This window comes from Mycobacterium sp. 134, assembly GCF_048282715.1.
Lineage (GTDB): Bacteria > Actinomycetota > Actinomycetes > Mycobacteriales > Mycobacteriaceae > Mycobacterium > Mycobacterium septicum.
Window position 1 is genome coordinate 1,008,115 of record NZ_JBLVUN010000008.1, and the last position, 24,420, is coordinate 1,032,534.

Sequence of the window (24,420 nt, forward strand, 5' to 3'; positions counted from 1 at the left end):
TAAGCTATCGAAGCTCCCAACGGACACGTTGTGAACACCCCGGAGAGATTCGGATTAGGCCCCCATCGTCTAGTGGCCTAGGACGCCGCCCTTTCACGGCGGTAGCACGGGTTCGAATCCCGTTGGGGGTACGTGACAACGGTAACGTTGGAACATAGGTAGTACGCAGGAAAGCAAGGCCCTGTGGCGCAGTTGGTTAGCGCGCCGCCCTGTCACGGCGGAGGTCGCGGGTTCGAGTCCCGTCAGGGTCGCCATCACGGCGAGGCAGTTCGGTTTGCGAGAGCCGGTGCCTTCCGGCCAGGTAGCTCAGTTGGTACGAGCGTCCGCCTGAAAAGCGGAAGGTCGCCGGTTCGATCCCGGCCCTGGCCACTGAGAGAACCCGCTACCCGTAGCGGGTTTTTCTGTTTCTGGGGGAGTTCGCGCGTCCGGCCGGAGAAACGCCGGGGGTGCCGCAACGAACGTCAGATCGACTGCTCAAGTCGATCGTCGGAACGTTGCGGCCCTTCTCGACTAGATCTGCCAATCGTTGGAGCCGTCGTGCCGGGTGTAGGTGCCGCCGGTGGAGTTCTGCACGATGATGGGATCGCCGGGGCCGAAGGTGTCGAAGAACCACCTCGCGTTGGTGGGGCTGATGTTGATGCAGCCGTGACTGACGTTGCGCTTGCCCTGATCTGACACAGACCATGGGGCGCTGTGGACGAAGTCGCCGCTGTCGTCGAAGCGGACCGCCAGATCGACGGTCAGCTTGTATCCGTTCGGCGAGTTGACCGGGACGCCGTAGGTCGACGAATCCATCACCACCGAGGGCATCTTCTCCTGAACGTAGAAGGTGCCGTTGGGAGTCTGGTGGCCCCCGGAGGACATGCCCATCGACATCGGGATGGTTTTCTCCACGGCCCCGTTGCGGGTGACGGTCAGTTGGTGCGTGGTGTCGTTGGCGGTGGCCACCAGGGTGTCCCCGGTCGTGAAGTTGGACACCGTGCCTCCGGCGTCGACGGTGACTGCGGTGTGGGCGGGCCAGAAGCTCAGCGGACGCCAGCGCAGCTGGGTGGGGGTGATCCAGTAGAACTTGCCGGGAACCTCTGGGACCGACGAGACATGGATGGCGTTTTCGGTGGCGCCGGCATCTTCGACAGGGCCCGGGAAGTTGATGATGATCGGCTGGGCCACACCGACGGTCGCGCCGTCGGCGGGCACGAGCCTCGGCGGCTCGAACGGCGCCGGATCCGCCTGCGCGGCACCGGCACCCAGCATCAACGCACTGCTCACCATCGAAGCCGCTCCGGCCGCTTTCAAAGCGCCGAAAAGTCTTCCCTTCGTCCAGTCACTCATCTGACCATCGTGTCACGCCGCTCAGACCTGTCCGTGTTTCGGCGGCGCAACGGCCACCACGAGCGGCGGGTGGTGGTACCCGCGTGCGCGTCGCGTTTGTGGCGGCACACCTCGCCGGCGGCGGCTACTGCCGCCGGATCGAAGCCCGGCGGCACCGGACCGCCGGCCACCAATGCCCGCACCAAGGCTTCCTGACGCTGCGCCAACGTGTCTCTCATGCCCACACCTTTCGCGCACGGCAGGTGATCGGAGCGGCCCCCGCCGCCGCGGAGATCGCATCCAGCTCGTCGAAAAGTTCGGCCGCGGGCGGGAACCGGCCGTCGCGCTCCAGCATGAACGGGGTGTCGACCCGCTCCCGCAGCGCGGTGACCAGGTCCAGCACCTCCAGCGGAGTCCGATCGGTGTGGGTGTCGTGGTAGAAATCCGCGCCCTCCCGGCCGCCGGCGACGTGGCTGTAGGCCACCTGTTCCACCGGCAGCCGGGCCAGCTCCCGCAGCGGATCGCGCTCGCGGTTGCGGGCGTTGGCGTACACGTTCGCCACGTCGAGGACCAGCAGCACGCCGGTGCGTTCCACCAGTTCGGTGAGGAACTCCGATTCGGTGAGATCAGACTCCGGCCACTCGACGAAGGCGGCGATGTTCTCCAGAGCCAGCGGCGCCGGCAGTTCTGGTCGGGTGCGGTCGATGTTGGCCGCCAACACGTCGAGGGCCTCCCGGGTGCGGGGCACCGGCAGTAGATGCCCTGCCTCGATCCCGCCGGCCCGGACAAAGGCGATGTGCTCGCTGACCACCGGAGCGCCGAGTGCTTGTGCGCAGGCGGCCAGCCGCCGGACTCGCTTGGGCTGCACGGGTTCCGCACCGCCCAGAGAGAGTGCGACGCCGTGCGGGACCACCGGAACGCCGCGGGCGGCCAGATCCGCCAGGGCGGGGTCCGGTCGGGCCTGACGGCGGCGGATCGGGATCGACTCGGCGATCACCTCGCAGAACCCGGGCCGCAGATCGGCGACCACCCCGGCGATCTCACGTCGCCAGCCGATACCCACATCGCCCAGGGCGGGCACGGTACGGGTCGTGGTGCTCATCCGCCGCAACCTCCGCCACAGCCACCTCCGCAACCGCTCCCGCAGCCACCTCCTCCGCCGCCGTCGCCCCCGCAGGAGGCACCCCCGCAGGAGGCACCCCCGCAACTGGCACCGTCGGCGCCACCACCGGAGTCGCCTCCGGCGAGTTCCACAGAGGACGAGTAGTCGCGGTCGATCGCCCAGAGCGCGCCGGTTCCGAACAGCGCCACCGACAGCGCCACCGCAGCGGGGCCGTAGGTGTCGAAGGCGGGCTGTCTCGCGGGCTCCAGATAAGCCAGTTCCTTCTGCCGGGCGGCGAGCAGGCGACGGCCTGCGCGGGTCAGGCGATTCACACCGAGCAGGTGGGGGAGCACGAAGACCCCGTACAGGACCGTGGCGAGCACCACCGCGGTGAACGTGACCGCGTGGATGGGGTGGTCCGACAACGACGTCAGCAGATAGATGCCGTAGCCGATGCCGACCGCCATCACCACGATCGATGGCGCTGTGCCCCAGCGCATGCGGGCGCGTTCGGCCCGGGTCCGTGCCAGGCCGCGCCGGCTCAGCTCGTCCTCCAGGGCCGCGAGCTCGTCCCGGGATGTGGTGTACAGACCCGGCACGGTGTGCCCTGGGTCGGCGCCGGCCCGCTCCAGCACCTGGCCGGTGAACCGGTCGATCTCCGGGCTGCGGACGGCGTGGTCCACCCGTCCGTCGGCGGTGATCCGTCCACTGGCGCGCAGACCCGCCAGCGAGGTCACCACCGCGGCGATGTCCGACCGCAGGAACGCCAGCTCGGTCGCGCTGATCGGCTCGGTCACCGCGGGGCGCCGCGGAGTCGTCGCGATCCGCCAGAGCACCGCGAAGACCACCGTCGTTGCCAGTGCGGCCAGATATCCGTACCCCTCTGCGGTGATCGCCTCGGCGTACCTATCGATCAGCTTGTCAATCGACATCACATCCACCTCCTGGTGTTCGGTTCAGATCACCCTGCGTGCCTAAAGCTCCTTACCGGTCCCAACTTTCGGGCGAAACCGCAGGCTCGCGGCCCCGCTGAACCAGCCAGCGTGCACGGCAAGGGACAGGAGCCGGTGAGGACTTGATGGCTGTTGTCTGAGGAAATTTCGCGGCGTCGGCGGGGCTCAACAGCGCCAAGGGAAAGATATGGGCAAATATGCCCGTATCTCTGGTACGCTTCGGTCATGAGCCTGAGCTTCCACACCTACGACCCCGTCACCCGGCGGTTGGATGCCGCACCCGGAACCGTCGAGGCCTACCCCGGCGGTGACGTCGCCGTCCGGCACCTCGAATCGGTTTCCGCTCGGCGTCCGATCGCCTGGAACACCGGTGGCGCACTGGATTTCGCCGCGTTGGCCCAATGGGTCGCCTTTCACCGGGACGCGGAGCCGGTCCTGGTGATGCCGTATCTGCCGTCGGCGCGTGGTGATCACGATGCGACTTACGACGCGCAGGGTGTCGCTCGGCTGACCGCGGCGACCGGGATTCGCGAGGTAATCGCGGCTGATCCGCACTCCGGCGCCTGGGCCGCGGCTGCCTCGGCTCACGGAGCGGCGGTCCACTCCATCAGCGCCACCGAGCTCATCAAGGCCTCGCCTCTCGCGGAGATCGCCTGGGACGGTGTGATCGCGCCCGACAAGGGTGCCGTCGACCGCGCCGGCGCGGTCGACGATCTGCTCGGGGTGGCGTTGCTGACCGCCGGCAAGATGCGTGACCCGAAGACGGGGGCCCTGTCGGGGTTCACCGCGCCCGACGGGCTGGGGGCGGGCCGGTTCCTACTGGTGGACGACATCTGCGACGGCGGAGGCACTTTCGCCGGTCTCGCCCAAGCGATCGGCGCGAAAGAGCCCGCGGCCGAACTGCACCTGTGGGTGACGCACGGGCTGTTCACCGGGCGGTGGCGCGAGAACCTGTTGCCTCACTTCGTGTCGATCACCGCCGCGAACACCGGCCCCGGCGTCGATCCCGATGCACTGCCGACGGAAGTCCGTCAGGTGCCGCTGATCGGGCACGTCCTGTCCGTGCTGACCGAAAAGGAGAACTGGTCATGAGCTTCAACCCCCGCGACTACACCCGCACGGCGTTGGACGCGCTGACCGTGCTGATGGAGACCGACGCGTACAAGCTCGATCACCGCAGGCAGTACCCGGACCGCACCGAGGTCGTGTACTCCAACCTGACCGCGCGCGGCAGCCGGGTGGCGGATGTCGACTGGACGGTGTTCTTCGGGCTGCAGGCATACCTGGCCGATCTGGCGGTCCGCTGGCAGGCATTTTTCGACGCTGACATCGACGAGGTGTGCCGAGCGTACGAGGAGCGGGTTGCCGACATTCTGGGGCCGAACGGCGTTGGCTCCGAACACATCCGGCAGCTGCACGGCTACGGCCGGCTGCCGCTGCGGTTCCGGGCGCTGCCGGAGGGGACGGTCACCCCGCTGGGGATCCCGTACCTGACGGTGGAGAACACCGACCCTCGGTTTTTCTGGCTGACCAACTACATCGAGACCGATCTGTCGGCCGCGTTGTGGCAGCCCATCACCTCGGCCACCACGGCTTGGCGCAACCGGTGCCTGCTCGACGAGCGTGCCGAAGCCTCCGGCGCCGACCCGGCTGCGGTCAACTGGCAGGGTCACGATTTCTCGGCCCGTGGCATGGCGGGCATGGGTGCGGCGTCGGTCAGCGGTGCCGCGCACCTGTTGAGTTCCACCGGAACCGACTCGCTGTCATCGCTGGGCTGGATCGACCGGTTCTACCCCGGATCGCCGGAAGCGACCGTGCTGGGCGGTTCTGTCCCCGCCACCGAGCACTCGGTGATGACGGCGAACGGGCCCGAGGGAGAGCTGGCCACGTTCGAGCGGCTGCTGGATCTGTACCCGTCGGGGATCGTCTCGGTGGTCAGCGACAGCTGGGATCTATGGCAGGTGATGACGGAGTTCCTGCCCGCGCTCAATGACACGATCATGGCGCGTGACGGAAAGCTGGTGATCCGCCCCGACTCTGGTGATCCCGAGCTGATCCTGTGCGGCGACCCGCAGGCCCCGGCCGGCACGCCGCAGCACAAGGGTGTGGTGAACCTGCTGGCCGAGACGTTCGGAACCACCGAGAACGCCGCCGGCTATCGCGAGCTGGACCCGCACGTCGGCGTGATCTACGGGGACTCGATCAACTTCGAGCGGGCTGACGCGATCACGAAGAACCTGATGCGGCAGGGTTACGTGTCCACGGTTCCGGTATTCGGATTCGGTTCGTACACCTATCAATTCGTCACCCGGGATACTTTTTCGCTGGCGGTCAAGGCGACGTGGGTGCAGGTCGACGGGCGGGGCCGCGACATCTTCAAGGACCCGGTCACCGACTCGGGCACCAAGCGTTCGGCGCGCGGGCGGCTCGCGGTGCTGGGCGGCATGGACGGCTCACTGGCGCTGATGCAGCAGGCCACCACCGACCAGGAGGCCAACTCACGGCTGCGGACGGTCTTCGAGGACGGCAGGTTCGTCGGTGCCGCGACATTCGCCGGAGTGCGCGCCGAGCTCCGCGCCAGCTGGGCGCGGTTCCTGGCGGCGAAGGCTCGACGAGAGGACGCGGCGTGACAGAGTTGGATCGTGCCCGCCGAACCCGCAGACGATCAGCGCATGTGGCTGTCGGTGGACCTCGTGGCGATCACCGACGACCCGGACGAGCCGGCTCTGGTGCTCTACCGCCGTGAACGTGACCCTCACGCCGGGCAGCTGTCGCTGCCCGGCGCGGTGATGGATCCGGCCCGGGGACAGACGGTCGCGCAGACGGCTACGTGGATCGCCGCCGAGCGGGCGCATGCCCAGGTGCTCAGCGGCACTGAGCCTTTCCCGATCACCGTCGTTTCCGATCCGGGCCGCGACGAGCGTGGTCACACCGTGTCACTGGTGTGTCTGGCCAGGGTGCACACCCCTGAGCCCGATGCGGGCGCGGTGCTGGTTCGGGCCGAAGACAACATCCCGGCGACGATGCCGTTCGGCCACGGTCCGATGCTGGCCGCAGCCGCGGGGCGGGCGTTCGACGGGCTGTTCACCGACAGCGCGGTGGCTCGTGCGCTGGTGTCGGCCGACTCCGCGCAGGGGATCACGGGGGCTGGGCTGTGGTCTACGTTGCGGCTGTTGCACCACCTGTCCGGGCGGGACCCCGAGCAAGCGCCCACTGCCGAGGCGGTGCGCCGCCGTCGGTCGCGGACGACCGTGCTGGTGCCGGGTGGCAAGGTGGCGGCGGTGACCAGGCCGGAGACGGTCTACGTGAGTTCGGCGCCGACGCCACATCCGCCAGATCGGTAACATCGACCCCATTGGCCACGACCTTCACAAGCGTCGCAGTCGTTAGGGGTGAAATGCGCAATTGGCTGAGGATTCTCGTCATTGCGCTCGGATGCGCACTGGTCCTGACCGTCGGCCCGGTGACCGCACACGCCGTCCCACCGGTGGCGGGCAAGGATTTCACCAAACCGGCCATCGTCATCCTCGGCTACGGGCTGAAGCCCGACGGCTCGATGCGCGCAATCCTGTATCACCGCACCCTCACCGGCCTGGCGATCGCACAGGCGTTTCCACAAGCTCCCGTCATCGTCACCGGCGGCAACCCGCAGAACGGTCAGACCGAGGCCGCCCAGATGCGCAATCTGCTTGTCATGCTTGGCCTTCCGGCCAGCCGCATCATCGTGGAGGACCGGGCCAACAGCACCGTGCAGAACGCGCAGTTCTCGGTTCCGCTGGCGAAGAAGGCGGGTGCCACGGGCATCATCGTGGTGACGTCCTCGACTCATCAGGGCCGCGCCGACCAGAACTTCGCCGATGCCGGTGGCACCGTGCTGGCCACGGTGAGCTTCCCCGACGGCAATCCGTCGGTGAACATCGCCCAATTCGTGCGTGATGTGCTCAGCCCATTGACGCCGATCGGCTGACCGCCGGCGTTACGCTGCCGGTATGCGCCGGATGGTGATTGGTCTCTGCGCATTGGCGGTGGTGTTCGCACCGTCGGTGAACGCCGAGCCGGCAGCCCTCGACCCGACCGGGAATCGGTCCGGCGGTCCGGTTCCCACGGTCAACGGGGTGCCGTGCGTGGGCGGCAACCTCGGCGTCTGCTTGAGCTTCCGGCAGAACCGTCCCCCGGCGGCCAGTCCGGGCGCTCGATCGGTGGTCGGGCACAGCCCAACCGTGCGCCGCTGATCGGCATTACGATGACAGCCCGAGATGAACAGTCCCACGACGTCGGTTGAGGCCGACAAGAGCGCGTTCCGTTCGCGTCTGCTCGACGCCATGAACAAATCGATCGTCGAAGACGGCTATCAGAACACCACGGTCGCCGACATCGTGCGGCGGGCCAAGACGTCCCGCCGCACCTTCTACGAACACTTCGCGAGCCGCGAGGATTGCTTTGTCGCGCTGCTGACCAGTGTGAATACCAAACATGTACGTGAGATTGCCCGCGGCGTCGACCGGAGTGTTCCCTGGCGGGATCAGGTCCGTCAAGCGGTCGAGGCGTGGATCGCCTCCTATGAGGCCCACCCCGAGTTGATGCTGGCCTGGATTCGCGATCTCCCGACGCTGGGTACCGCGGCGCGGGCGCTTCAGCGTGAGTCGATGGAGAACTTCATCGCGATGGTGCAGGCCCTGACACAAAGCGAAGTGTTCCGCTCGGCCGGGGTGTCGATCTCGCGGCGTCGCAGCATCATGCTGCTCGGCGGGTTGCGCGAACTCATCGCGATCACCGTGGAGAGCGGCGATCAGGTGGGGGAGGTCACCGAGGACGCGGTGCTGGCCTGCACCGCACTACTGGAGCCTCGGATCTGACACCTGCCGGGCCCTCCTACTTGCCCTGGCTGGTACCGCACAGTACCGTAATCGGTACCGCTGGGTACCAGTTTGGGGGTTGATATGGCACAGGCCAAACAGAATGTGGTGGACGTCGGCCGTGGAATCCGGTTGTGCTACGAGCAGTTCGGTGATCCCGGCGATCCGCCGGTCGTGCTGATCGCCGGTCTCGGGCAGCAGCTGCACTCCTGGCCGGACGGGCTCGTCACCGGCCTGGCCGACCGTGGCTACCGAGTCACCCGGTTCGACAACCGCGATGTGGGGCGGTCCACCCACATGCCGTTCCCGCCGCCGGGCCCGCTCGCGATCCTGCGGGGCGGCAGCCACGCCGACCAGTACCACCTCGGGGACATGGCGCGTGACACCGTGGGGCTGCTGGACGCGCTCGGCTATGACCGGGCGCACCTGGTCGGGGTGTCGATGGGCGGCATGATCGCCCAGACTGTCACCGCCCACCATCCTGGCCGCGTCGCGACGCTGACCTCGATCATGTCCAACACGGGTGCGCCGCGGATCGGCAGGCCGGCCCCGTCGACGTGGTGGCGGATGGCCACCGCGAAGCCACCGAGGTCGCGTGCCGAGGCGATGGACGCCGACGTGAAGATGTTCCGTCATATCGGCTCTCACGGACACCCGTTCGACGAGGCCTGGGTCCGGGAGAAATCCGGGGTCGCCTGGGATCGCGATCCCAGGCCGACCGGGGTGGCGCGACAGCTGGCAGGGATCTTCGCCTCGGGGGACCGCACCGTCGAACTGGGTCAGATCGACGTGCCGACCCTGGTGATCCACGGTGACCGCGACCGCATGGTCAACCCCAGCGGCGGTGCCGCCACCGCGCGCGCGATCCCCGGCGCCCGGCTGGAGACCATCGCCGGCATGGGGCACGATCTGCCCGCCGGAGCATGGGACGTACTGCTGGACCTGATCACCCGGCACATGGCCTCGACCCGTGTCATCGACACCGAACTGAAGGAGCAGCAATGAGTAGGCGCCGTACCATCAGCGGCCGCACCGTGGTCATCACCGGTGCGGGGTCGGGCATCGGTCGTGCTCTGGCGCAGCGGTTGTCGTCGCATTCCTGCCCAGTGGCCATCGCCGATGTCGACGAGACCGGCTTGAAGGAAACCGCGGCAGGCCTGTCCGGGCCGGTACTGACCCGAGTGCTGGACGTACGCGATGCCGAAGACCAGCGCGCTTTCGCCGGTGAGGTCCGGGCCTGGACTCCGCAGCCGATCGGCGCAGTCTTCAACAATGCCGGTGTCGCGGTGTCCTCCAGCGTGCTCGATGCCGTACCTGAGGATGACAATTGGTTGTGGGACATCAACTTTCACGGTGTGGTCAACGGCACCCGGGCATTCCTGCCGACCCTGGTGGAGCAGGACGAAGGTGTCATCGTGAACACCTCCAGTGTGTTCGGATTGGTCGGCATGCCGAACCAAAGTGCCTACTGTTCAGCCAAGTTCGCGGTGCGCGGGTTCACCGACTCGCTGCGCCAAGAGTTGCGCGGAACCGGGGTGACGGCGGTCAATGTCCACCCCGGCGGCATCAACACCAACATCGTGCGCAATGCCCGGTTCCGCAAGGATCCCGAAGGTCGCGGCCGTACCCACGACCAGATGGCCGAGGAGTTCGCCGCGATCACCATGACCCAACCCGACAAGGCAGCCGAGATCATCCACCGCGGGGTCGAGGCGGGTAAGGCCCGGATTCTGATCGGCCCGGACGCGTACGCGTTCGACATGCTGGCCCGCATCGCGCCCACCCGCTACTACGACGTGCTGGGGTGGGCCCAATCCCGGTTGCGTGGCCGCGCCGAGGCTCAGGCGGCGCGGTAACCGCAACCCGCCGCTTCAGCTGACCGCGACCTCGGCCTGCTGGTGGCGGCGCTGCCGTTCGATGGTGGCGAAGTAGAAGGCGAATGCGAACGCGAAGCTGGTGAACAGGCTCGCCACGAAGAACAACCAGGGGTGGCGGATGCCGCGGCGCAGTCCGTCGATGATCGTGAACAGCGGCAGCAGAATGACATTGGCGATCGTGTAGTCGGCGCTGGCCGAGCCGGCCGCGGGGTTGGTGTACCCGAGCGCGATGAACTCCTGCCAACTTCCCGGGCCCCAGATCGGGTTGCCGTCCGGTTGGGCGTACTGCGCGACGAACTGCATGTTGAAGTACCAGCAGATCGGGATCGAGGCGAGCCCGACGAGGTAGTACGCCAGCTCGACGGCCGACAGTGCCGGCCCGGGTGGGCGTGAGAAGACGTGTGGGTTGAGTCGGATGACGAGCGCGACGACGGCCACGCCCAGAACCGCATGAACGATGATCGACACCATGGCGTGAGCACACTCGCGTTCTCAAGTTTTGTCAATATTGACATTCCGCGCGTCCCGAGGATCGATCGTCCGTGCGGTAATTTCACTGTCATGGCCAGGCCCGCGCAGACCGCGCGCAGTGAGCGCACGCGCGAGGCGCTGCGCCAGGCCGCCCTGGTCCGGTTCCTCGCCCAGGGCGTCGAGGACACCTCGGCCGAGCAGATCGCGGCGGACGCCGGTGTGTCCCTGCGGACGTTCTACCGGCACTTCACGTCCAAACATGATCTGTTGTTCGCCGATTACGACGCGGGTCTGCACTGGTTCCGGGCCGCGCTGGCCGAGCGTCCGGCCAGCGAATCGATCCTCGACTCGGTGCAGTCCGCGGTCCTGGCGTTCCCGTACGACGTCGACGCGGTGACCAAGATCGCCAGCATGCGCGCGGTCGAACTCGACCCCGACCGGATCGTGCGGCACATCCGCCAGGTGGAATCCGACTTCGCCGACGCGGTGGCCGAGCTGCTGGTGGTACGCCGGGGTCGGGTGCCGCAGGGGGACGACCGGCTGCGGATCGTGGTGACGGCCCGAGCTGTCGCGGCCGCGGTGTTCGGTGCGATGGAGTTGTGGATGGTCGGCGACGAGGCCGGGGAGCGTTCACTGCCCGAACTGGCGAGGATGTGCCGGACCGGGCTGGAAGCGCTGCGAACCGGTCTGGATTGACGACCTGCGCCGACCGGCCTCCGATGTTTTGTCATTATTGACAAAACATCGGGTGCGATGTCAGCCTCGATCGATGGCGGACTACGACGCAATCGTGATCGGGGCCGGGCACAACGGGCTGGCCGCAGCGGCCCTGTTGGCGCGGGCGGGAATGCGCACCCTGTGCCTGGAAGCCAAGCGGTATGCCGGGGGCATGGCCTCCACGGTCGAACTGTTCGACGGCTACCGGTTCGAGATCGCCGGGTCGCTGCAGTTCCCCACCTCGGCGGTGGTCAGCACCGAACTCGGGCTGGACACCTTGCCGACGGTGGACCTGGAGGTCATGTCGGTGTCACTGCGCGGAATCGGTGACCCGCCGGTCGTCTACTACGCCGACCCGATGAAGATGCTCGGCCACCTCAGTGAGGTCCACGGCGCCGACGCGGTGGCCGGGATGGCCGGTTTGATGGCCTGGAGCCTGGCGCCCACCCGGGCGCTGGGCCGATTCGACGCGGGGCGCCCGCCCCGCACACTCGACGAGATGTATGCCTGCGCCACAACGGAATCCGAGCGCGCAGCGATCGATGACCTGCTGTTCGGATCGGTCAGCGATGTCTTGGACCGGTACCTGCCGGACCGGGACAAGCACGGTGCCTTGCGCGGCATGCTGGCCTTCCTCGCGGTCAACACCACCTACCGCGGGCCCGAGACGCCCGGTAGCGCTGCGGCCCTCGCCTATGGACTGGCGGTGCCCGACGAGAACGCCATGCTGATGAAGAAGCTGGTAGGCGGGATCGGCGCCCTGACCGAACACCTGCACACCATGCTCACCGACGCCGGTGGTGAGCTGCGGCTGCGCAGCGGTGTCGATCGCATATCGGTCGACGGTGGCCGGATCACCGGAGTGCGACTGGAGGACGGCACGACCATCACCGCGCCCGTCGTGGTGTCGGCGATCGCCCCGGACACCACGGTCACCAAGCTGATCGATCCCGAGGCGCTGCCGGCCGAGGCGCGCGAGCGGTTCAGCCGCATCGACCACCGCGGCAGCTACCTGCAGATGCATTTCGCCCTCGACGGGGCCCCCACCTTCGAAGCTCCCTACGAGATGCTCAATGATCCTGAAATGCAGGCGGCCATCGGTCTTTTCAGTACTCCGGAAGAGCTCCAGCAGCAATGGCAGGATGCCCGCCACGGGATTGTGCCCGCCGATCCTGCGATCGCCTTCCAGATCCCGTCGGCCCACGATTCCACGCTGGCCCCGGCGGGCAAGCACGCTGCCTCGGCGTTCGCGCTGTGGTTCCCGGTCGAGGAGTCGGCAACCGGGTACGGCGAGCTGAAGGCAGAGATGGGCCGGCGTGTCATCGAGAAGATCGCCAGGCTGGCCCCGGATTTCGAGCGCAGGATCATCCGCCACACCACATTCACCCCGCGCCACATGGGAACCATGTTCGGCGCGCCGGGCGGTGACTACTGCCACGGCCTGATCCATCCCGAGCAGATGGGTCCCAATCGTCCCGGCCCCAAAGGGTATGTCGGTCAACCGATTCCCATTGACGGGCTCTATCTGGGCAGCGCCGGTTGTCACGGCGGTCCGGGTATCACGTTCATCCCGGGCTACAACGCCGCCAAGGCGGTGCTGGGCGACTAGCGGTTGCGCAGCTGGTCGGCCCAATCCTTGGGCACGCGGCCCTTCGGTCCGGGTATCGGCTGATCTTCGGGATGGTGCTGCGGGGGCGCCAGCTCGGGCCCGGCGTAGTACTCGTTGGTCTCGAAGTTCCAGAACCAGTCCTCGCCCGGCTCGAACGAGCGGATGATCGGATGCCCGCTCTCGCGCCAGTGCGCCGATGCGTGACGGGCCAGCGAATCATCACAGCACCCGATGTGGCCGCACGCCGCGCAGCGCCGCAGATGCACCCACCAGCCTCCGGCGGCGGTGCACTCCGCACATCCAGGTCCGCTGGGTCGAGCAGAGGGATCGACGGCATTGCTCATATTCGTGAGCGTAGCCCCGAGTAATCTCACCGCATGGCAACCAGCGATTCCCGTGAAGTAGTCATCGAGGCAACCCCGCAGGAGATTCTCGACGTTGTCGCCGATGTCGAGGCGACGCCCAGCTGGTCCCCGCAGTACCAGCGCGCCGAGATCCTCGAGACCTACGATGACGGCCGGCCAAAGCAGGTCAAGATGACGGTCAAGGCCGCGGGCCTGACCGACGAGCAGGTGATCGAATACACCTGGAGCGAGAACAAGGTCAGCTGGACGCTGGTGCGCGCCGGCCAGCTCAAGGCGCAGGACGCCAGCTACACCTTGACTCCCGACGGCGACAAGACCAAGGTCCGGTTCGACATCACGATCGACCTGTCGGTGCCGATGCCGGGCTTCATTCTGAAGCGGACCATGAAGGGCGGCGTGGAGACCGCCACCGAAGGTCTGCGCAAGCAGGTGCTCAAGGTCAAGAAGGGCTGAGCGCACCCGGCGTGTTCGCCGTCGATGTCAGCCGGGCTGGTTGGTGCGCACGTCGAAGATGAAATGCCGGCCCTCGTCGAGGGAACCGTCAGGACGCCTGCGCCGATAGAACAGGTCGACCTTTCCGAACCGCAGGCTCACCGTTTCGGTGTACGGCGCGACCTCCGCGCCGTTCTGGGTGACGGCCGTGATCGTCACGTCGCTGAGCTTGATCGTCAGATGGTCCTGCTGATTCTCGCCGGCCTTGCGGTGGCTGATCGTCGCCTGCGCGAGATGCCGCCCGGTGGCGCAGGTCAACAGCAGCGCTGGTGTGGCGCTGTCGATGGTGTGGACGATCAGCAGATCCTGAAACGTCGCCTTGCCCGCACCCCCGCCGCCGCCCGGTGCCGCGGATCCGGTGTTGGCGACGCCCCACGAGAACGACACCACGTCGATCTCGTCCGGATGCCTGGCATCGACCGATTCACCCTTGATGTCACCGATTTTCGCGAAGATTTCTGTGGCCATCGGACGTCTCCCCTGTGAGGTCAGCGATTACGACTGCCATTCCATCCGGGTGGGAGCGCCGCGGATAGCGTAGCGGGCTACTCGATTCCGGGAGAAGGGCCGGCCGCGACCCCGGCGATGTCCCGGTCCTTGAGGCCTGCTGCCTTGCTGCTCTGGACGAGCAGGGTGAATATCGGCTTCAGGATGGGTATTTGGCGTACCCGGGCCATCACCTGTCGGAAGGCCAGTTCGACCGGGTTGTTCGGCACGAAGAAGAAGCGCTGTTTGACGCCGAATCCCTGGTAGGCCGAGATGTACGGCCGCAAGGCGGTTTCCCACTCGGCCAAGGCGAGGTCGAGGTCGTCGGGGTGCCGGTCGAGCATGGTGCCCAGCAGGTCCGGGCCGGCCAGCGACGACGACACCCCCATGCCCGAATACAGGGTCTCGCACCAGGCGGCGTCGCCGACGAGAACCACGCGGCGGTTGTGCCAGCTGTCCATGTGTACCTGCTCGACCGAGTCGAACAGGTACTCGTCGGCGTCCTCGAAGGCGTCGATCACCTCAGTGAGCAGCCGGCCCAACGGTTGTGGGCCGAAGGCCTTGCGCAGCCGGACCGCGGGCGGTTCGGTGAACTCGGCGTCGACGTCGTCGGTGTGGTACGAGAACAGCGCCGTCGGTGTGTGATCCCGGAACGGGTAGACGACCAGCGAGCGTCCCGACTCCATCAGCCAGGCGCCGTCCTCAGTCGCCAGATCGCTGACTTTCGAGGGTAATTCGAAGGTGGCGATGATGTGGTCGAGTCTGCGGAGGTAGTTCGAGTGCGGGCCGAAGGCCAGGGTGCGAACGGTGGAACGCAGGCCGTCCGCGCCGATGACGAGGTCGAAGTTCTCGGTGGTGATCGCTCCGTCACTGTTCCGCAGGGTGACCGTCACTCCGCCGTCGTATTGGTCGATCTCGGTGGGCACGGTGGCGTATCTGATCTCCACGCCGTCGGGCAGCGCCTTGAACGCGGCATCCTCGATGTCGCCGCGCAGTGCGGCCCAGGCCTCGCCCGGGAGGTCGTTGAAACTCATCCCGACGCGGCGGTTGCCCTTGCGGTCGTAGTCGTAGGCGACGCCGGTGGGGCGGCGGTCGTGCAGGTGCTCGGCGATGCCCAACCGCCGTGCGGCGGCCCGCCCGGAGCCGAAGACGCCCACGAAGTAGCCGCCGGTGCGCCGCGCGGGGGCGCGCTCCACGATCACCGGCGTCCAGCCGATCTGGTGCAGCCGCACCGCGGTGGCCATACCGCTGATGCCCAGTCCCACGATGAGGGCCTTGCGGCCCGTTGCCGGGGCGTTCATGTCATCCTCCATACCGAAATGCGAATTACGATTCCGATTATAGAAACGTCGGAACTACCGGGGCAATACCTGATCGGACCTGTGGTCATCGACACATCTCGGCGGTATCTACATGCGAACAGACATTCGCGGTTTCCGGTGGGGTCACCCCGGACAGGTGCAAAGGGCAGTACCGTCTGGGGTGTGACCACCCCTACCGCCGGTGCGGAGATCCGCCCTCCGCGCCAAGCGCGCAGCCGCGCCGCGCTGCAGCGGTTGCTGACCGCCGCCGAGGAGGTGCTGGTGAGTGACGGGTTCGACAGCTTCACCATCGCGGCCGTGGCCGAACGTGCCGGGGTGTCCGTCGGAGGGGTGTACCGCCGGTTCACGAGCAAGGAGCAGCTGATCGATGCTGTGGTCGACGGCTTGCTCAAGCGCCTCGAAGACAGCGTCGGTGCCGCGTTGAGTGCCGCTGAGCCCAGTCTGGCCGGGGTGGTCACAGCCTTCACCCATGCGCTGGCTGACAGTCTCGCGCGTAGTGGACGGGTGGCCTCGGCGCTGATGGGTACTCAGCGCACGCCGGAGGCTCAGCAGCGGGGCCTTTCCGCCGTGACCGCTCTGCAACGACTGTTCCTCGACGCGGCCGCGCCCTACACAGACCAGATTGCCCGCGCCGCCCGGTCAACGGCGCTGACAACCGCACTGCGGACGGTCATCGGTGCAGGCGCTCACCGCACAGCGGTCGTCCAGTGGTGGCCGGATGGGCTGTCCTGGACTGAGTGGGCCGACGAAATCGCGGCCATGGCAATCAGTTACCTCAGCACTCCGGACCGCCGGGACTAGCTCGCATTGGCGTCCGAGGCGGACTGTGCCAACTCGGTCAGCAGGGGCGGGATGTCCATCCGGCCCAGCATCACCTCGACGAACACCATGCGGTCGGGCGTGGCTGCCGCGGTCCTCAGCGCATCGTCGAGTTCGCCGTAGGTGCTGACCCGGAAGGTGAGCGCGTCGGGGACGCCCAGCGCCGCGGGTAGTTCTGTCCAGCGCCATCCGGTGATGTCGTTGTATTCGGCTGTGACGCCGTGGATTGCGCGTTCGACGGTGTATCCGTCGTTGTTGACCACCACCACGACGGGTGCCAGGCCCTCGCGGCCGAAGGCGCCCAACTCCTGGATGGTCAGCTGGGCGGCGCCGTCACCGATGAGCAGCACCGTGCGGCGATCCCGGTCGGCCAGCCCGGCGCCGAGCGCGGCCGGAAGGGTGTAGCCGATCGAGCCCCACAGGGGTTGGCCGATGAACGTCACCCCGGAGGCCAACCGGTGCCCGGCCATCCCGTAGAACGACGTGCCCTGATCGGCGAGCACCACGTTGCCCGGTGTCAACGCTTCAGAAAGCCTGTCCCACAGGGATTCCTGAGTCAGGGCGGCCTCCCGGGCCGGCGGGTCGGCGTGCGTACGGGTCGGGGCCGCAGGCAGCGCCGGTGAGGTGATGCCGCGCTCGGTGAGGATCGCGGTGATGGCGTCGAGCGCGGCCGACATGTCCAGTGGGGCGAACACCTGTCCGGACACCACACTCTGGTTGACGCCGATGTCGATGGTGCGCGCCGGGTCGATGCGTTGGCTGAAGAACCCGCTGACCATGTCGGTGAACAACACTCCCGCGGTCACCAGCACGGGCGCGTCCTCGATCGCCTCGCGCACCGAATCTTCGCTGGCCGCACCGGCGTAGATGCCCAGATAGTTCGGTGAGCTCTCGTCGACCAGGCTCTTGCCCCACATCAGCGTCGCGTGGCCGACGGTGTCCGCCGCCAGCAGTCCGCTGAGTTCGTCGACGCAGTCCAGCCGGTGCACCAGGAAGTCGGCGAGCACGGTCAGCCGGTGGTCGCCGATGAGTTCGGCGGCTGCCGCGGTGAACATGGACAGGGCGCGCGGACTCGTGCCGCCGGTGTAGCGGGGCAGCGGCGCGGCGGGAGGTTCGGTGGGGAACCGGGCCACATCCGTGGCGATCAGCAGGTAGCCGGGCCGCTTCTGCTCACGGACCTCTGAGAGCACCCGGTCGATCTCGCGGGTCGCCGTCGCGGGCGCGAGATTGGCCTGTGCACAGGTGATCTCGCGGCTCATCCGCAGGAAGTGCTCGAAGTCGCCGTCGCCGAGGGTGTGGTGCACGATGCGCCGCGCTCCCTGGGAATCCTTCGACGGTGCACCGACGATGTGGACCACCGGGACGTGTTCGGCGTAACTGCCCGCGACCGCGTTGGCAGCCGACAATTCGCCGACCCCGAATGTCGTGACCAGGGCAGCCATCCCGCGCAGCCGACCGTAGCCGTCGGCCGCGTAGCCGGCGTTGAGCTCGTTGGCGCCGCCGATCCAGTTCATCTGCGGGTGGGCCAGGACGTGGTCGAGGAATTCCAGCTGATAATCGCCGGGGACGCCGAAGACCTCGGTCACCCCGAGTTCCGCGAGGCGGTCCAGCAGATAGTCACCGACGGTGTAGAGGTTTTCGCCCATCCCCTAGTGTGCCTCGCATGACCAACACCGGACCGCTCGCCGGAGTGCGAGTTATCGAACTCGGCGGCATCGGCCCCGGGCCACACGCCGCGATGATGCTGTCGGACCTGGGCGCCGACGTGGTGCGGGTGCGCCGACCGGGTGGCCTGACCATGCCCGCCGAGAACGTCGACCTGCTGCACCGTGGCAAGCGCATCGTCGATCTCGACGTGAAGAACGAACCGGGCAAGCTGCTGGATCTGGTCGCCAAAGCCGACGTGCTGTTGGACTGTTTCCGGCCCGGCACCTGTGAGCGCCTCGGCATCGGCCCGGCGGAGTGCGAGGCCGTCAACCCGCGGCTGGTCTTCGCCCGGATCACCGGCTGGGGCCAGGACGGGCCGCTGGCCACCACGGCCGGCCACGACATCAACTACTTGTCGCAGACGGGCGCCCTCTCGGCGATCGGTTACCGCGACCGCCCGCCGGTGGCGCCGCTGAACCTCGTCGCCGATTTCGGCGGCGGCTCGATGCTCGTCGTCATCGGCATCGTCACCGCGCTGTACGAGCGGGAGCGTTCCGGCAAGGGCCAGGTCATCGATGCCGCGATGGTAGACGGGGTCAGCATGCTGTCGCAGATGATGTGGACCATGCGGGCCACCGGATCGTTGCGCGACGAACGCGAATCCTTCCTGCTCGACGGCGGTGCCCCGTACTACCGGACCTACGAGACCTCCGACGGCGGCTACATGGCGGTCGGCTCGATCGAGCCGCAGTTCTTCGCGCAGTTGGTGGCGGGTCTCGGCTTGGACCCAGGCGAGATCCCCGGGCAGTTCGAGCTGGCCCGTTACGACGAGATGCGCGCCATCTTCACCGAGCGCTTCGCCACCAAGACCCGCGATGAGTGGACCGCGATCTTTGCGGGCACCGACGCCTGCGTGACACCGGTGCTCACCTGGGGTGAGGCGGCCGACAGTGAGCACCTGCTGGACCGGTCGACGCTGATCACCGTCGACGGTGTCGCGCAGGCCGCCCCGGCTCCGCGGTTCTCCCGGACCGCGCCGGGAACACCGGGCCGGCCGCCGCAGTCGAGCACCGACATCGCCGACATCGGCTGGACCTGATCGGCACTTAGAGTCTTTGGTCCCTGGCCATAGTGACGCTCAGCGGCCACGATGAGGGAGTGACTTCCTCGAACGCTCCCGTAGTGGTTGGAATCGACGGCAGTGATGGCGCGCTTGATGCGGCCCGGTGGGCAGGTGCGGTCGCCGCGCGGTTCGGCGTACCGCTGCGGATCGTGCACGCACTACCGTCCGTCGGCCGGAATCTGACGCAGACCGCGGCCGCGTTCACCGCGGCGATGATGTCCTATCAGCGCGACATGGCCGAGGCGTTCCTCAAGGCCGCCGATGAAGCCGTGCGTGGCGATCATCCCGACCTGTCGGTGTCCACGGTCTCGTTCAACGAACCCGCCGACCAGGTGCTGATCGACACCAGCGCCGACGCGAGTCTCGTCGTCCTCGGCGGTAAGAAGGTGACCCCCGCCGCGGCGCTGCTGCTCGGGTCGACGGCGCTGTCCGTGGCGACCCGGGCGGCGTGCCCGGTGGTGGCCTTCCGTGGTGAGAAGGTGGCTCCGGGTGACGGCCCCGTCGTCGTCGGGGTCGACGACAGCCCTGCCGCGCAGGCCGCGCTGGAGACCGCATTCGAGTTCGCCGATCGGTTCGGGCTGGCGGTCAACGCCGTGCGCTCGTTGTCGTTGGCTGCACCGGCCGAGACCGGCGTCACCATCCCGCTGCTGATCGACTGGGATGGCATCGAGTCTGCCGAGCTGGCCGATCTCACCGAGTCCGTCGACGTCCACAACAAGCGCCATCCGGGTGTCGACGCCAAGTGTTTCGTCGAGCCGGAGTCGCCCGGCAAGGCGCTGCTCAAGCATGTCGACGACTCGGGACTCGTGGTGGTCGGTTCCCGGGGCCGCAACGCCCTGGCCGGTGTGTTCCTCGGGTCGACCAGCCTGAACCTGCTGCACCACAGCCCCGTGCCGGTGATGATCTGCCGTGCTGCGCCGCAAGGAGATTCGGATGAGTGAACATGACGTCCGCCACGGCATCGTCGTCGGGGTCGACGGGTCGCCCTCGTCGGACGCCGCGGTGGCCTGGGCGGCTCGCGCCGCTGTGTTGCGGGGCGTCGGGCTCACTCTGGTACACGCGCTCCCCGGTGCTGCGTCACCGGTCTGGTTGGATGTCGCATTGCCCCAGGACTATTGGGATTATCAGGATCAGCGCGGCCAGGAGGTCCTCGATGATGCGCGCCGCGTTGCGGTCGAGACCATCGCCGGCCACCAGGAACCCCGGATCATCGCGAAAGCGGTGCCCGGCCACGCGGTGGCCACGCTGATCGACTACTCGAGGAATGCCGATCTGGTGGTCGTGGGTTCCCGTGGCCTGAGCAAATGGGGACGCCGGTTGCTCGGCTCGGTCAGCTCGAGCCTCGCGGCTCATGCCCACGGACCGGTTGCGGTGATCCCCGACAACGACCATCCCGCGGACGGACCCGTGGTGGTCGGTGTCGACGGATCGCGTGCCTCCGAATACGCCACCGAAATCGCCTTCGACGAGGCGTCACGCCGCGGCGTGGAGCTCGTGGTGGTGCACACCTGGACCGATCTGAACTTCGAGTTCCCCGACGTGAAGTGGGAAGACCTGAGCTCTGAGGCCGAGCGTGCGCTCGCCGAGCAGTTGGCCGGGTGGTGCGAGCGCTATCCCGATGTGGCGGTGCGGCGCGTGGTCATGCCCGACAAGCCGGCCCGGCAATTGCTGGCTCAGGCCGAAACCGCACAGCTGGTGGTTGTCGGCAATCGCGGACGCGGTGGATTCACCGGCTTGCTGCTCGGATCGGTCAGTTCCGCGGTGGTCCATTCCGCCGCAGCGCCGGTGATCGTCGCCCGGCAACCCAGCTAACCGTCCTGGTTTCGCATCGCAGAACCACAGCCATGGGCGGCACGCTTCGCTAGATTCGGAGACGTGGCCGTTCAGGCATCACGCGAGGTGGTCTTCGACGCCTCGCCGGAGGCGATCATGGAGGTGCTCGCCGATGTCGACGCGCTGCCGACCTGGTCCGCGGTGCACCGCAACGTAGAGGTCATCGATCGCTATCCAGACGGCAGGCCCCACCACGTCAAGGCAACGATGCGCTTGCTGGGTATCACGGACAAAGAGGTACTCGAGTATCACTGGGGCGACTACTGGATGGTGTGGGACGCCGAACCCAACCTGCAGCAACGCGGGCAGCACATCGAATACAACCTGACGCCCGAGGTGGACAAGACGAGGGTCCGGTTCGACATCATCGTCGACCTCGCGATGCCGATTCCGGAGTTCCTGATCAAACGCGCCAGGAAAATCGTCCTCGACGTCGCCATCGAGCGGTTGCGGCAGCGCGTCATGAATAACTCACGACAGGTCTAGAGGCGCGGGTATCGCGCAGCGTGAGTGGAACGGAATAGCGCGGACTGCTGCGCCGGTTGGTGCCGGTATGCCGACCGGAGTCGTCCTCACCCTGAACCCGTCCGCCCCCAACGTCGTCGACGCCGCGATCTCACAGGCCCGCACCGCGTACGCGGCCGGAGTCGGTCAGATCTGGCTGGCACAGCAGTTCGACGTCGACGCCATCACGTTGGCCGCGCTGATCGGGGCCGCGGTGCCCGGTCTCGGCGTGGGCACTTCGGTGGTGCCGGTCAATCCCCGTCACCCGCTGCTGGTGGCGTCCGCCGCGCAGACGGCGCAGGCCGCCGCGCACGGCAACTTCACGCTGGGGCTCGGTCTGGGTTCGCACGCACCCGAGCACCAGGCCTTCGGCACCGTCTGGCCCGATCCGGTGGGCCGCCTGCGTGAACACCTGCAGGTGCTGCGGGCGATCTTCGATGAACGCACCGTCGACTTCCACGGCACTGCGTTCACCGCAAACCCCGAGTGGCCGGTGCATGTGCCCGGCGGTACCCCGGTCCCGGTGTACGTCGCCGCGATGGGGCCGAAAGCCCTTCGGGTGACCGGCGAATTGGCCGATGGCACACTGCCGTATCTCGCCGGACCCCGCACGGTGGGGGAGTTCATCGTCCCGACGATCACCGCGGCGGCCACTTCGGTGGGCCGGCCCCAACCCCGGGTGGTGGCGATGGTGCCTGCCCTTGTCTCTGACGACGCGGATGCCGCCCGCAGCGCCGCCGCGCAGCAACTGGCGTTCTACGAGACCATTCCGTCGTATCAGAAAGTCATTGCCCGCGAACAGGTTTCCAGTGTCGCTGAGCTGGCGGCCGTCGGGTCGGCGGCACAAGTTCGCGAGCAGTTGCAGCGCTATCTCGACGCCGGGGCAACCGATGTGGCGCTCAGCCCGATCAGAACCGAGCCGCAGGATCTGGCCGCGCTGTGGGCGGTGGCCGCCACACTGCCCTAGTCGGTGGGAATGCGGTCCCGCACGGCGTAGGCGACGGCAACCGCACGCGATGGTTCCTTTACGCCACACACATCGACTGCGACGACGATGTTGGATTTGGCGGCGAGGGCTTGGGCGCAGTCTGGGATCGGGCTCGACGGGCCTGAATCAGGCACCATCAGAACACCTTCCTGTAGTCCCGGCGTACCGAGGGTGCGTGCCTGCGCCTGGTCGTGCCTGTTCACGGCGGCTGTCTTGCCCGCGCAGTAGCCCCAGTGATCCTGGACGGCGGCCATGAAATCTTCGGCCTCGCCCGGACTGGAGAAGGTCATGGCGCGTTGGCGCATCCACACCCGGCCGGAAGGGCTGTCACCGGTGAACTCGCGTTCCCGTGTTGCCGGTGTGGCAGCCGGATATGGCGGCAGTGCCGATGGGGTGGCCGATGGATCACTCTCGGGGCCACAACCTTTCGGCGGCGCGGAATCGCCGGCGGCCGGTGCGGCATCGGTGTTGGTGTCGGGTCCCGTCGTGCGGAGGTCGATGGTGCCTACCATCGTCTGCGCGGCCTCCGGGGCGATCAGGATGGGTTCGAGGTCGGACTGCTGGAAGACTCGCACCACCTCGGGACACTGCCAGTACGGGTCGGTGTTGGGGCCGCGTCCGATAGGGGTCGAGTTCACCACTCCGGTGATGCGATGCGTCGCGTCCGGCGCCACCGTGATGGCATAGCCGCGCTCCCTGGACCACTTGGCAGGAACCAGCACGTAGCGGCCGCCGTGTGCTTCGATGACGCGCAGGCATTGATAGCGATAGACCGGCGGTGCGGACGGCCCTTGGCCCGGAAGCGTTGTCGTCTTGACCAGGTTGCCCGGAATGTTCAGTGCCTCGGTGGTGTCGAGTTGCACTGCGGTGTAATCGCCGTCGGCGGCCCAGAGCCTGCTGGCAGTGAAGGCGCCGTTGGCCTTGCCCTGCTCGACGGCGTACATGTCGGTGATCCAGAACAGGGCCACCACCATCCCCGTAGTGGCCAGGACGAGCAGCGCCCGTTCAGCCAGCTTGGGTAACCGGCCCAGGCCGCCGATTCCACCGGTGATGGCCAGGACCCAGTAGCCGGCGGTCAGTAGCGCGATGCCGGCCACGATGGTGCCCGCCATGTACATGGGTGGGGCGCCTTCGATGACCTTGTCGATCAGGCTGTAACCGGATACCAACCAGATGGCAGCTGCGGCCAGAGCCACCGTGCCCGCACCAGCCACCAACCAAGCGATGTTGCGTAGCAACGTGATTCGCCGCCCGGTCGCGGCCCAATGCCGAGCCGCCACAGCCAGCACTGCCACCACCGCGAGCACGATCAGCACGCGCAGGGCCGCGAAGAAGAACAATCCGATGGTGGTGACGGCGTAGTCGGCCGAGGTGTATCCGAGCATGGACGGATCGACGGCGAAGTACTTCAACCGGTTCCGGATGGAGAGCAGGCCGAAGAAGTAACACAGGCCGGTGATCAGTGAAGTCGGGGCCACAACCAGGGCCGCCAGGCTCAGCCACCGCTCCGCGGACTGGGTGAGCGACTTCGCTTCGTCGCTCACGTGGGAGGCACCTGCGAGGACGGAGCAGGGACCGGATTCGTGATTGTCGGGGTGGTTGTGGTGGTGGACGGCAGCGTCGTGGTGGTCAGGGTCGTGGTTTCGGTCGGAACCGGAAGCGTTGTCGTTGTCGTCGTTGTCGTGCGGGTGTACCCACCAGTGCCGTAGCCGGTGGTGGTCGGGTCGTTCCAGGTGGTCGAAGTCGGCACGCCCTGAGTTGATGACGGCAGCGGCACACTCACACTTGTGGGCGCCTTGGGCGTCTCGTCGGTGTGATCCTGTTGTCCGCCGCAGGCCACCGCCAGCACCGCCGAAGCGGCGATCGCCGTGAGTCCGGCAGCGCGCCCAAGCGTTGTCGATCCGACGTTCATTACGCCTCCCACCAGTGTCTTTACGATGGTGGC

At 67.5% G+C, this 24,420-nt stretch carries 28 protein-coding genes and 3 tRNA genes; 20 read left to right on the plus strand and 11 right to left on the minus strand.

Annotated features, from left to right (window positions below; translation table 11 throughout):
* The first annotated feature begins 58 nt into the window (after positions 1–58).
* The 3 genes from ACNQVK_RS09490 to ACNQVK_RS09500 all read left to right on the plus strand — a co-directional run bounded on the left by ACNQVK_RS09490 (position 59) and on the right by ACNQVK_RS09500 (position 369).
* A tRNA-Glu gene (locus ACNQVK_RS09490) sits at positions 59–131 on the plus strand.
* Between the two features lie 46 nt (positions 132–177).
* Positions 178–254 (plus strand) — tRNA-Asp (locus ACNQVK_RS09495).
* A 41-nt stretch (positions 255–295) separates the two neighbouring features.
* Positions 296–369, plus strand: a tRNA-Phe gene (locus ACNQVK_RS09500).
* 141 nt (positions 370–510) lie between these two features.
* Here ACNQVK_RS09500 and ACNQVK_RS09505 read toward each other — a convergent pair.
* Genes ACNQVK_RS09505 through ACNQVK_RS09520 form a run of 4 tightly spaced genes read right to left on the minus strand, consistent with a single transcriptional unit; the run spans position 511 to position 3,345 of the window.
* Complete coding sequence (locus ACNQVK_RS09505; RefSeq protein ID WP_418029310.1) at positions 511–1,332, minus strand: L,D-transpeptidase; 822 nt, start codon at positions 1,330–1,332, stop codon at positions 511–513.
* The gene (locus ACNQVK_RS09510) at positions 1,329–1,550 is read right to left on the minus strand and encodes a hypothetical protein (protein WP_418029312.1); all 222 of its coding nucleotides are present in this window, start codon (positions 1,548–1,550) and stop codon (positions 1,329–1,331) included. The genes ACNQVK_RS09505 and ACNQVK_RS09510 overlap by 4 nt, the downstream gene beginning before the upstream one ends.
* Entirely contained in the window at positions 1,547–2,413 is an 867-nt protein-coding gene (locus tag ACNQVK_RS09515) for a DUF692 domain-containing protein (RefSeq protein ID WP_418029313.1), read from the minus strand. Before ACNQVK_RS09515 ends, ACNQVK_RS09510 begins: the two co-directional genes overlap by 4 nt.
* Complete coding sequence (locus ACNQVK_RS09520) at positions 2,410–3,345, minus strand: TIGR04222 domain-containing membrane protein (protein ID WP_418029314.1); 936 nt, start codon at positions 3,343–3,345, stop codon at positions 2,410–2,412. Before ACNQVK_RS09520 ends, ACNQVK_RS09515 begins: the two co-directional genes overlap by 4 nt.
* 246 nt (positions 3,346–3,591) lie before the next feature.
* On the opposite strand from ACNQVK_RS09520, the gene ACNQVK_RS09525 reads away from it, so the two are divergent.
* From ACNQVK_RS09525 to ACNQVK_RS09560, 8 genes are all read left to right on the plus strand, one after another.
* Positions 3,592–4,458 carry a ribose-phosphate pyrophosphokinase gene (locus tag ACNQVK_RS09525; protein WP_418029315.1) on the plus strand — a complete coding sequence of 289 codons (867 nt, stop codon included), beginning with the start codon at positions 3,592–3,594 and terminating at the stop codon, positions 4,456–4,458.
* Positions 4,455–5,996, plus strand: coding sequence for a nicotinate phosphoribosyltransferase (locus ACNQVK_RS09530; RefSeq protein WP_418029316.1), 1,542 nt, complete (start codon positions 4,455–4,457; stop codon positions 5,994–5,996). The genes ACNQVK_RS09525 and ACNQVK_RS09530 overlap by 4 nt, the downstream gene beginning before the upstream one ends.
* A gap of 12 nt (positions 5,997–6,008) precedes the next feature.
* On the plus strand, positions 6,009–6,710 hold the full coding sequence (locus ACNQVK_RS09535) for a hypothetical protein (protein WP_418029317.1): 702 nt from the start codon (positions 6,009–6,011) through the stop codon (positions 6,708–6,710).
* A gap of 53 nt (positions 6,711–6,763) precedes the next feature.
* The gene (locus ACNQVK_RS09540; RefSeq protein WP_418029318.1) at positions 6,764–7,333 is read left to right on the plus strand and encodes a YdcF family protein; all 570 of its coding nucleotides are present in this window, start codon (positions 6,764–6,766) and stop codon (positions 7,331–7,333) included.
* A gap of 22 nt (positions 7,334–7,355) precedes the next feature.
* Positions 7,356–7,598, plus strand: coding sequence for a hypothetical protein (locus ACNQVK_RS09545; protein ID WP_170856285.1), 243 nt, complete (start codon positions 7,356–7,358; stop codon positions 7,596–7,598).
* 24 nt (positions 7,599–7,622) lie between these two features.
* On the plus strand, positions 7,623–8,222 hold the full coding sequence (locus ACNQVK_RS09550; protein ID WP_418029320.1) for a TetR/AcrR family transcriptional regulator: 600 nt from the start codon (positions 7,623–7,625) through the stop codon (positions 8,220–8,222).
* 84 nt (positions 8,223–8,306) lie between these two features.
* Complete coding sequence (locus ACNQVK_RS09555) at positions 8,307–9,227, plus strand: alpha/beta fold hydrolase (protein WP_418029321.1); 921 nt, start codon at positions 8,307–8,309, stop codon at positions 9,225–9,227.
* Positions 9,224–10,078, plus strand: a complete 855-nt coding sequence (locus tag ACNQVK_RS09560) for an SDR family NAD(P)-dependent oxidoreductase (protein WP_418029322.1) — start codon at positions 9,224–9,226, stop codon at positions 10,076–10,078. Before ACNQVK_RS09555 ends, ACNQVK_RS09560 begins: the two co-directional genes overlap by 4 nt.
* A gap of 15 nt (positions 10,079–10,093) precedes the next feature.
* Here the strand turns inward: ACNQVK_RS09560 and ACNQVK_RS09565 are convergent, their stop codons facing one another.
* Entirely contained in the window at positions 10,094–10,570 is a 477-nt protein-coding gene (locus ACNQVK_RS09565) for a DUF2834 domain-containing protein (RefSeq protein ID WP_418029323.1), read from the minus strand.
* 90 nt (positions 10,571–10,660) lie between these two features.
* On the opposite strand from ACNQVK_RS09565, the gene ACNQVK_RS09570 reads away from it, so the two are divergent.
* Complete coding sequence (locus tag ACNQVK_RS09570) at positions 10,661–11,266, plus strand: TetR/AcrR family transcriptional regulator (protein ID WP_418029324.1); 606 nt, start codon at positions 10,661–10,663, stop codon at positions 11,264–11,266.
* Positions 11,267–11,339: 73 nt separating this feature from the next.
* Positions 11,340–12,896, plus strand: a complete 1,557-nt coding sequence (locus tag ACNQVK_RS09575) for a phytoene desaturase family protein (RefSeq protein WP_418029325.1) — start codon at positions 11,340–11,342, stop codon at positions 12,894–12,896.
* Here ACNQVK_RS09575 and ACNQVK_RS09580 read toward each other — a convergent pair.
* Complete coding sequence (locus ACNQVK_RS09580; protein WP_418029326.1) at positions 12,893–13,240, minus strand: UBP-type zinc finger domain-containing protein; 348 nt, start codon at positions 13,238–13,240, stop codon at positions 12,893–12,895. The two genes, ACNQVK_RS09575 and ACNQVK_RS09580, sit on opposite strands and share 4 nt — an antisense overlap.
* A gap of 33 nt (positions 13,241–13,273) precedes the next feature.
* On the opposite strand from ACNQVK_RS09580, the gene ACNQVK_RS09585 reads away from it, so the two are divergent.
* Positions 13,274–13,714, plus strand: coding sequence for an SRPBCC family protein (locus tag ACNQVK_RS09585; protein ID WP_418029327.1), 441 nt, complete (start codon positions 13,274–13,276; stop codon positions 13,712–13,714).
* Between the two features lie 27 nt (positions 13,715–13,741).
* On the opposite strand, the gene ACNQVK_RS09590 is transcribed toward ACNQVK_RS09585, so the two are convergent.
* Both ACNQVK_RS09590 and ACNQVK_RS09595 read right to left on the minus strand, forming a co-directional pair.
* Positions 13,742–14,221, minus strand: coding sequence for an Hcp family type VI secretion system effector (locus tag ACNQVK_RS09590; RefSeq protein WP_418029328.1), 480 nt, complete (start codon positions 14,219–14,221; stop codon positions 13,742–13,744).
* A gap of 77 nt (positions 14,222–14,298) precedes the next feature.
* Entirely contained in the window at positions 14,299–15,540 is a 1,242-nt protein-coding gene (locus tag ACNQVK_RS09595) for an FAD-dependent monooxygenase (RefSeq protein WP_418029329.1), read from the minus strand.
* Positions 15,541–15,723: 183 nt separating this feature from the next.
* Here ACNQVK_RS09595 and ACNQVK_RS09600 point away from each other — a divergent pair, with 183 nt between their 5' ends.
* Positions 15,724–16,362, plus strand: coding sequence for a TetR/AcrR family transcriptional regulator (locus tag ACNQVK_RS09600; protein WP_418029330.1), 639 nt, complete (start codon positions 15,724–15,726; stop codon positions 16,360–16,362).
* On the opposite strand, the gene ACNQVK_RS09605 is transcribed toward ACNQVK_RS09600, so the two are convergent.
* Positions 16,359–18,026 carry an alpha-keto acid decarboxylase family protein gene (locus ACNQVK_RS09605; RefSeq protein ID WP_418029331.1) on the minus strand — a complete coding sequence of 556 codons (1,668 nt, stop codon included), beginning with the start codon at positions 18,024–18,026 and terminating at the stop codon, positions 16,359–16,361. The two genes, ACNQVK_RS09600 and ACNQVK_RS09605, sit on opposite strands and share 4 nt — an antisense overlap.
* Before the next feature lie 17 nt (positions 18,027–18,043).
* Between ACNQVK_RS09605 and ACNQVK_RS09610 the strand changes: the two genes are divergently transcribed.
* From ACNQVK_RS09610 to ACNQVK_RS09630, 5 genes are all read left to right on the plus strand, one after another.
* The gene (locus tag ACNQVK_RS09610) at positions 18,044–19,126 is read left to right on the plus strand and encodes a CaiB/BaiF CoA transferase family protein (RefSeq protein ID WP_418029332.1); all 1,083 of its coding nucleotides are present in this window, start codon (positions 18,044–18,046) and stop codon (positions 19,124–19,126) included.
* A 59-nt stretch (positions 19,127–19,185) separates the two neighbouring features.
* Positions 19,186–20,091, plus strand: coding sequence for a universal stress protein (locus ACNQVK_RS09615; protein ID WP_418029333.1), 906 nt, complete (start codon positions 19,186–19,188; stop codon positions 20,089–20,091).
* Positions 20,084–20,962, plus strand: a complete 879-nt coding sequence (locus ACNQVK_RS09620) for a universal stress protein (RefSeq protein ID WP_044520395.1) — start codon at positions 20,084–20,086, stop codon at positions 20,960–20,962. The genes ACNQVK_RS09615 and ACNQVK_RS09620 overlap by 8 nt, the downstream gene beginning before the upstream one ends.
* Before the next feature lie 63 nt (positions 20,963–21,025).
* On the plus strand, positions 21,026–21,469 hold the full coding sequence (locus ACNQVK_RS09625; protein WP_418029334.1) for an SRPBCC family protein: 444 nt from the start codon (positions 21,026–21,028) through the stop codon (positions 21,467–21,469).
* 67 nt (positions 21,470–21,536) lie between these two features.
* On the plus strand, positions 21,537–22,454 hold the full coding sequence (locus tag ACNQVK_RS09630) for an LLM class F420-dependent oxidoreductase (protein WP_418029335.1): 918 nt from the start codon (positions 21,537–21,539) through the stop codon (positions 22,452–22,454).
* Here ACNQVK_RS09630 and ACNQVK_RS09635 read toward each other — a convergent pair.
* Positions 22,451–24,019 carry a sensor domain-containing protein gene (locus ACNQVK_RS09635; RefSeq protein ID WP_418029336.1) on the minus strand — a complete coding sequence of 523 codons (1,569 nt, stop codon included), beginning with the start codon at positions 24,017–24,019 and terminating at the stop codon, positions 22,451–22,453. The two genes, ACNQVK_RS09630 and ACNQVK_RS09635, sit on opposite strands and share 4 nt — an antisense overlap.
* Positions 24,016–24,387: a hypothetical protein gene (locus ACNQVK_RS09640; protein WP_418029337.1), complete on the minus strand. Its 372-nt coding sequence runs from the start codon at positions 24,385–24,387 to the stop codon at positions 24,016–24,018. The genes ACNQVK_RS09635 and ACNQVK_RS09640 overlap by 4 nt, the downstream gene beginning before the upstream one ends.
* Positions 24,388–24,420: the final 33 nt, after the last annotated feature.

Bases quoted from the DNA above. Each gene is read 5' to 3' on its own strand.
- ACNQVK_RS09505 (WP_418029310.1), bottom strand. From the start codon at position 1,332: ATGAGTGACTGGACGAAGGGAAGACTTTTCGGCGCTTTGAAAGCGGCC.
- ACNQVK_RS09510 (WP_418029312.1), bottom strand. From the start codon at position 1,550: ATGAGAGACACGTTGGCGCAGCGTCAGGAAGCCTTGGTGCGGGCATTG.
- ACNQVK_RS09515 (WP_418029313.1), bottom strand. From the start codon at position 2,413: ATGAGCACCACGACCCGTACCGTGCCCGCCCTGGGCGATGTGGGTATC.
- ACNQVK_RS09520 (WP_418029314.1), bottom strand. From the start codon at position 3,345: ATGTCGATTGACAAGCTGATCGATAGGTACGCCGAGGCGATCACCGCA.
- ACNQVK_RS09525 (WP_418029315.1), top strand. From the start codon at position 3,592: ATGAGCCTGAGCTTCCACACCTACGACCCCGTCACCCGGCGGTTGGAT.
- ACNQVK_RS09530 (WP_418029316.1), top strand. From the start codon at position 4,455: ATGAGCTTCAACCCCCGCGACTACACCCGCACGGCGTTGGACGCGCTG.
- ACNQVK_RS09540 (WP_418029318.1), top strand. From the start codon at position 6,764: ATGCGCAATTGGCTGAGGATTCTCGTCATTGCGCTCGGATGCGCACTG.
- ACNQVK_RS09545 (WP_170856285.1), top strand. From the start codon at position 7,356: ATGCGCCGGATGGTGATTGGTCTCTGCGCATTGGCGGTGGTGTTCGCA.
- ACNQVK_RS09550 (WP_418029320.1), top strand. From the start codon at position 7,623: ATGAACAGTCCCACGACGTCGGTTGAGGCCGACAAGAGCGCGTTCCGT.
- ACNQVK_RS09555 (WP_418029321.1), top strand. From the start codon at position 8,307: ATGGCACAGGCCAAACAGAATGTGGTGGACGTCGGCCGTGGAATCCGG.
- ACNQVK_RS09560 (WP_418029322.1), top strand. From the start codon at position 9,224: ATGAGTAGGCGCCGTACCATCAGCGGCCGCACCGTGGTCATCACCGGT.
- ACNQVK_RS09565 (WP_418029323.1), bottom strand. From the start codon at position 10,570: ATGGTGTCGATCATCGTTCATGCGGTTCTGGGCGTGGCCGTCGTCGCG.
- ACNQVK_RS09570 (WP_418029324.1), top strand. From the start codon at position 10,661: ATGGCCAGGCCCGCGCAGACCGCGCGCAGTGAGCGCACGCGCGAGGCG.
- ACNQVK_RS09575 (WP_418029325.1), top strand. From the start codon at position 11,340: ATGGCGGACTACGACGCAATCGTGATCGGGGCCGGGCACAACGGGCTG.
- ACNQVK_RS09580 (WP_418029326.1), bottom strand. From the start codon at position 13,240: ATGAGCAATGCCGTCGATCCCTCTGCTCGACCCAGCGGACCTGGATGT.
- ACNQVK_RS09585 (WP_418029327.1), top strand. From the start codon at position 13,274: ATGGCAACCAGCGATTCCCGTGAAGTAGTCATCGAGGCAACCCCGCAG.
- ACNQVK_RS09590 (WP_418029328.1), bottom strand. From the start codon at position 14,221: ATGGCCACAGAAATCTTCGCGAAAATCGGTGACATCAAGGGTGAATCG.
- ACNQVK_RS09595 (WP_418029329.1), bottom strand. From the start codon at position 15,540: ATGAACGCCCCGGCAACGGGCCGCAAGGCCCTCATCGTGGGACTGGGC.
- ACNQVK_RS09605 (WP_418029331.1), bottom strand. From the start codon at position 18,026: ATGGGCGAAAACCTCTACACCGTCGGTGACTATCTGCTGGACCGCCTC.
- ACNQVK_RS09610 (WP_418029332.1), top strand. From the start codon at position 18,044: ATGACCAACACCGGACCGCTCGCCGGAGTGCGAGTTATCGAACTCGGC.
- ACNQVK_RS09620 (WP_044520395.1), top strand. From the start codon at position 20,084: ATGAGTGAACATGACGTCCGCCACGGCATCGTCGTCGGGGTCGACGGG.
- ACNQVK_RS09630 (WP_418029335.1), top strand. From the start codon at position 21,537: ATGCCGACCGGAGTCGTCCTCACCCTGAACCCGTCCGCCCCCAACGTC.
- ACNQVK_RS09640 (WP_418029337.1), bottom strand. From the start codon at position 24,387: ATGAACGTCGGATCGACAACGCTTGGGCGCGCTGCCGGACTCACGGCG.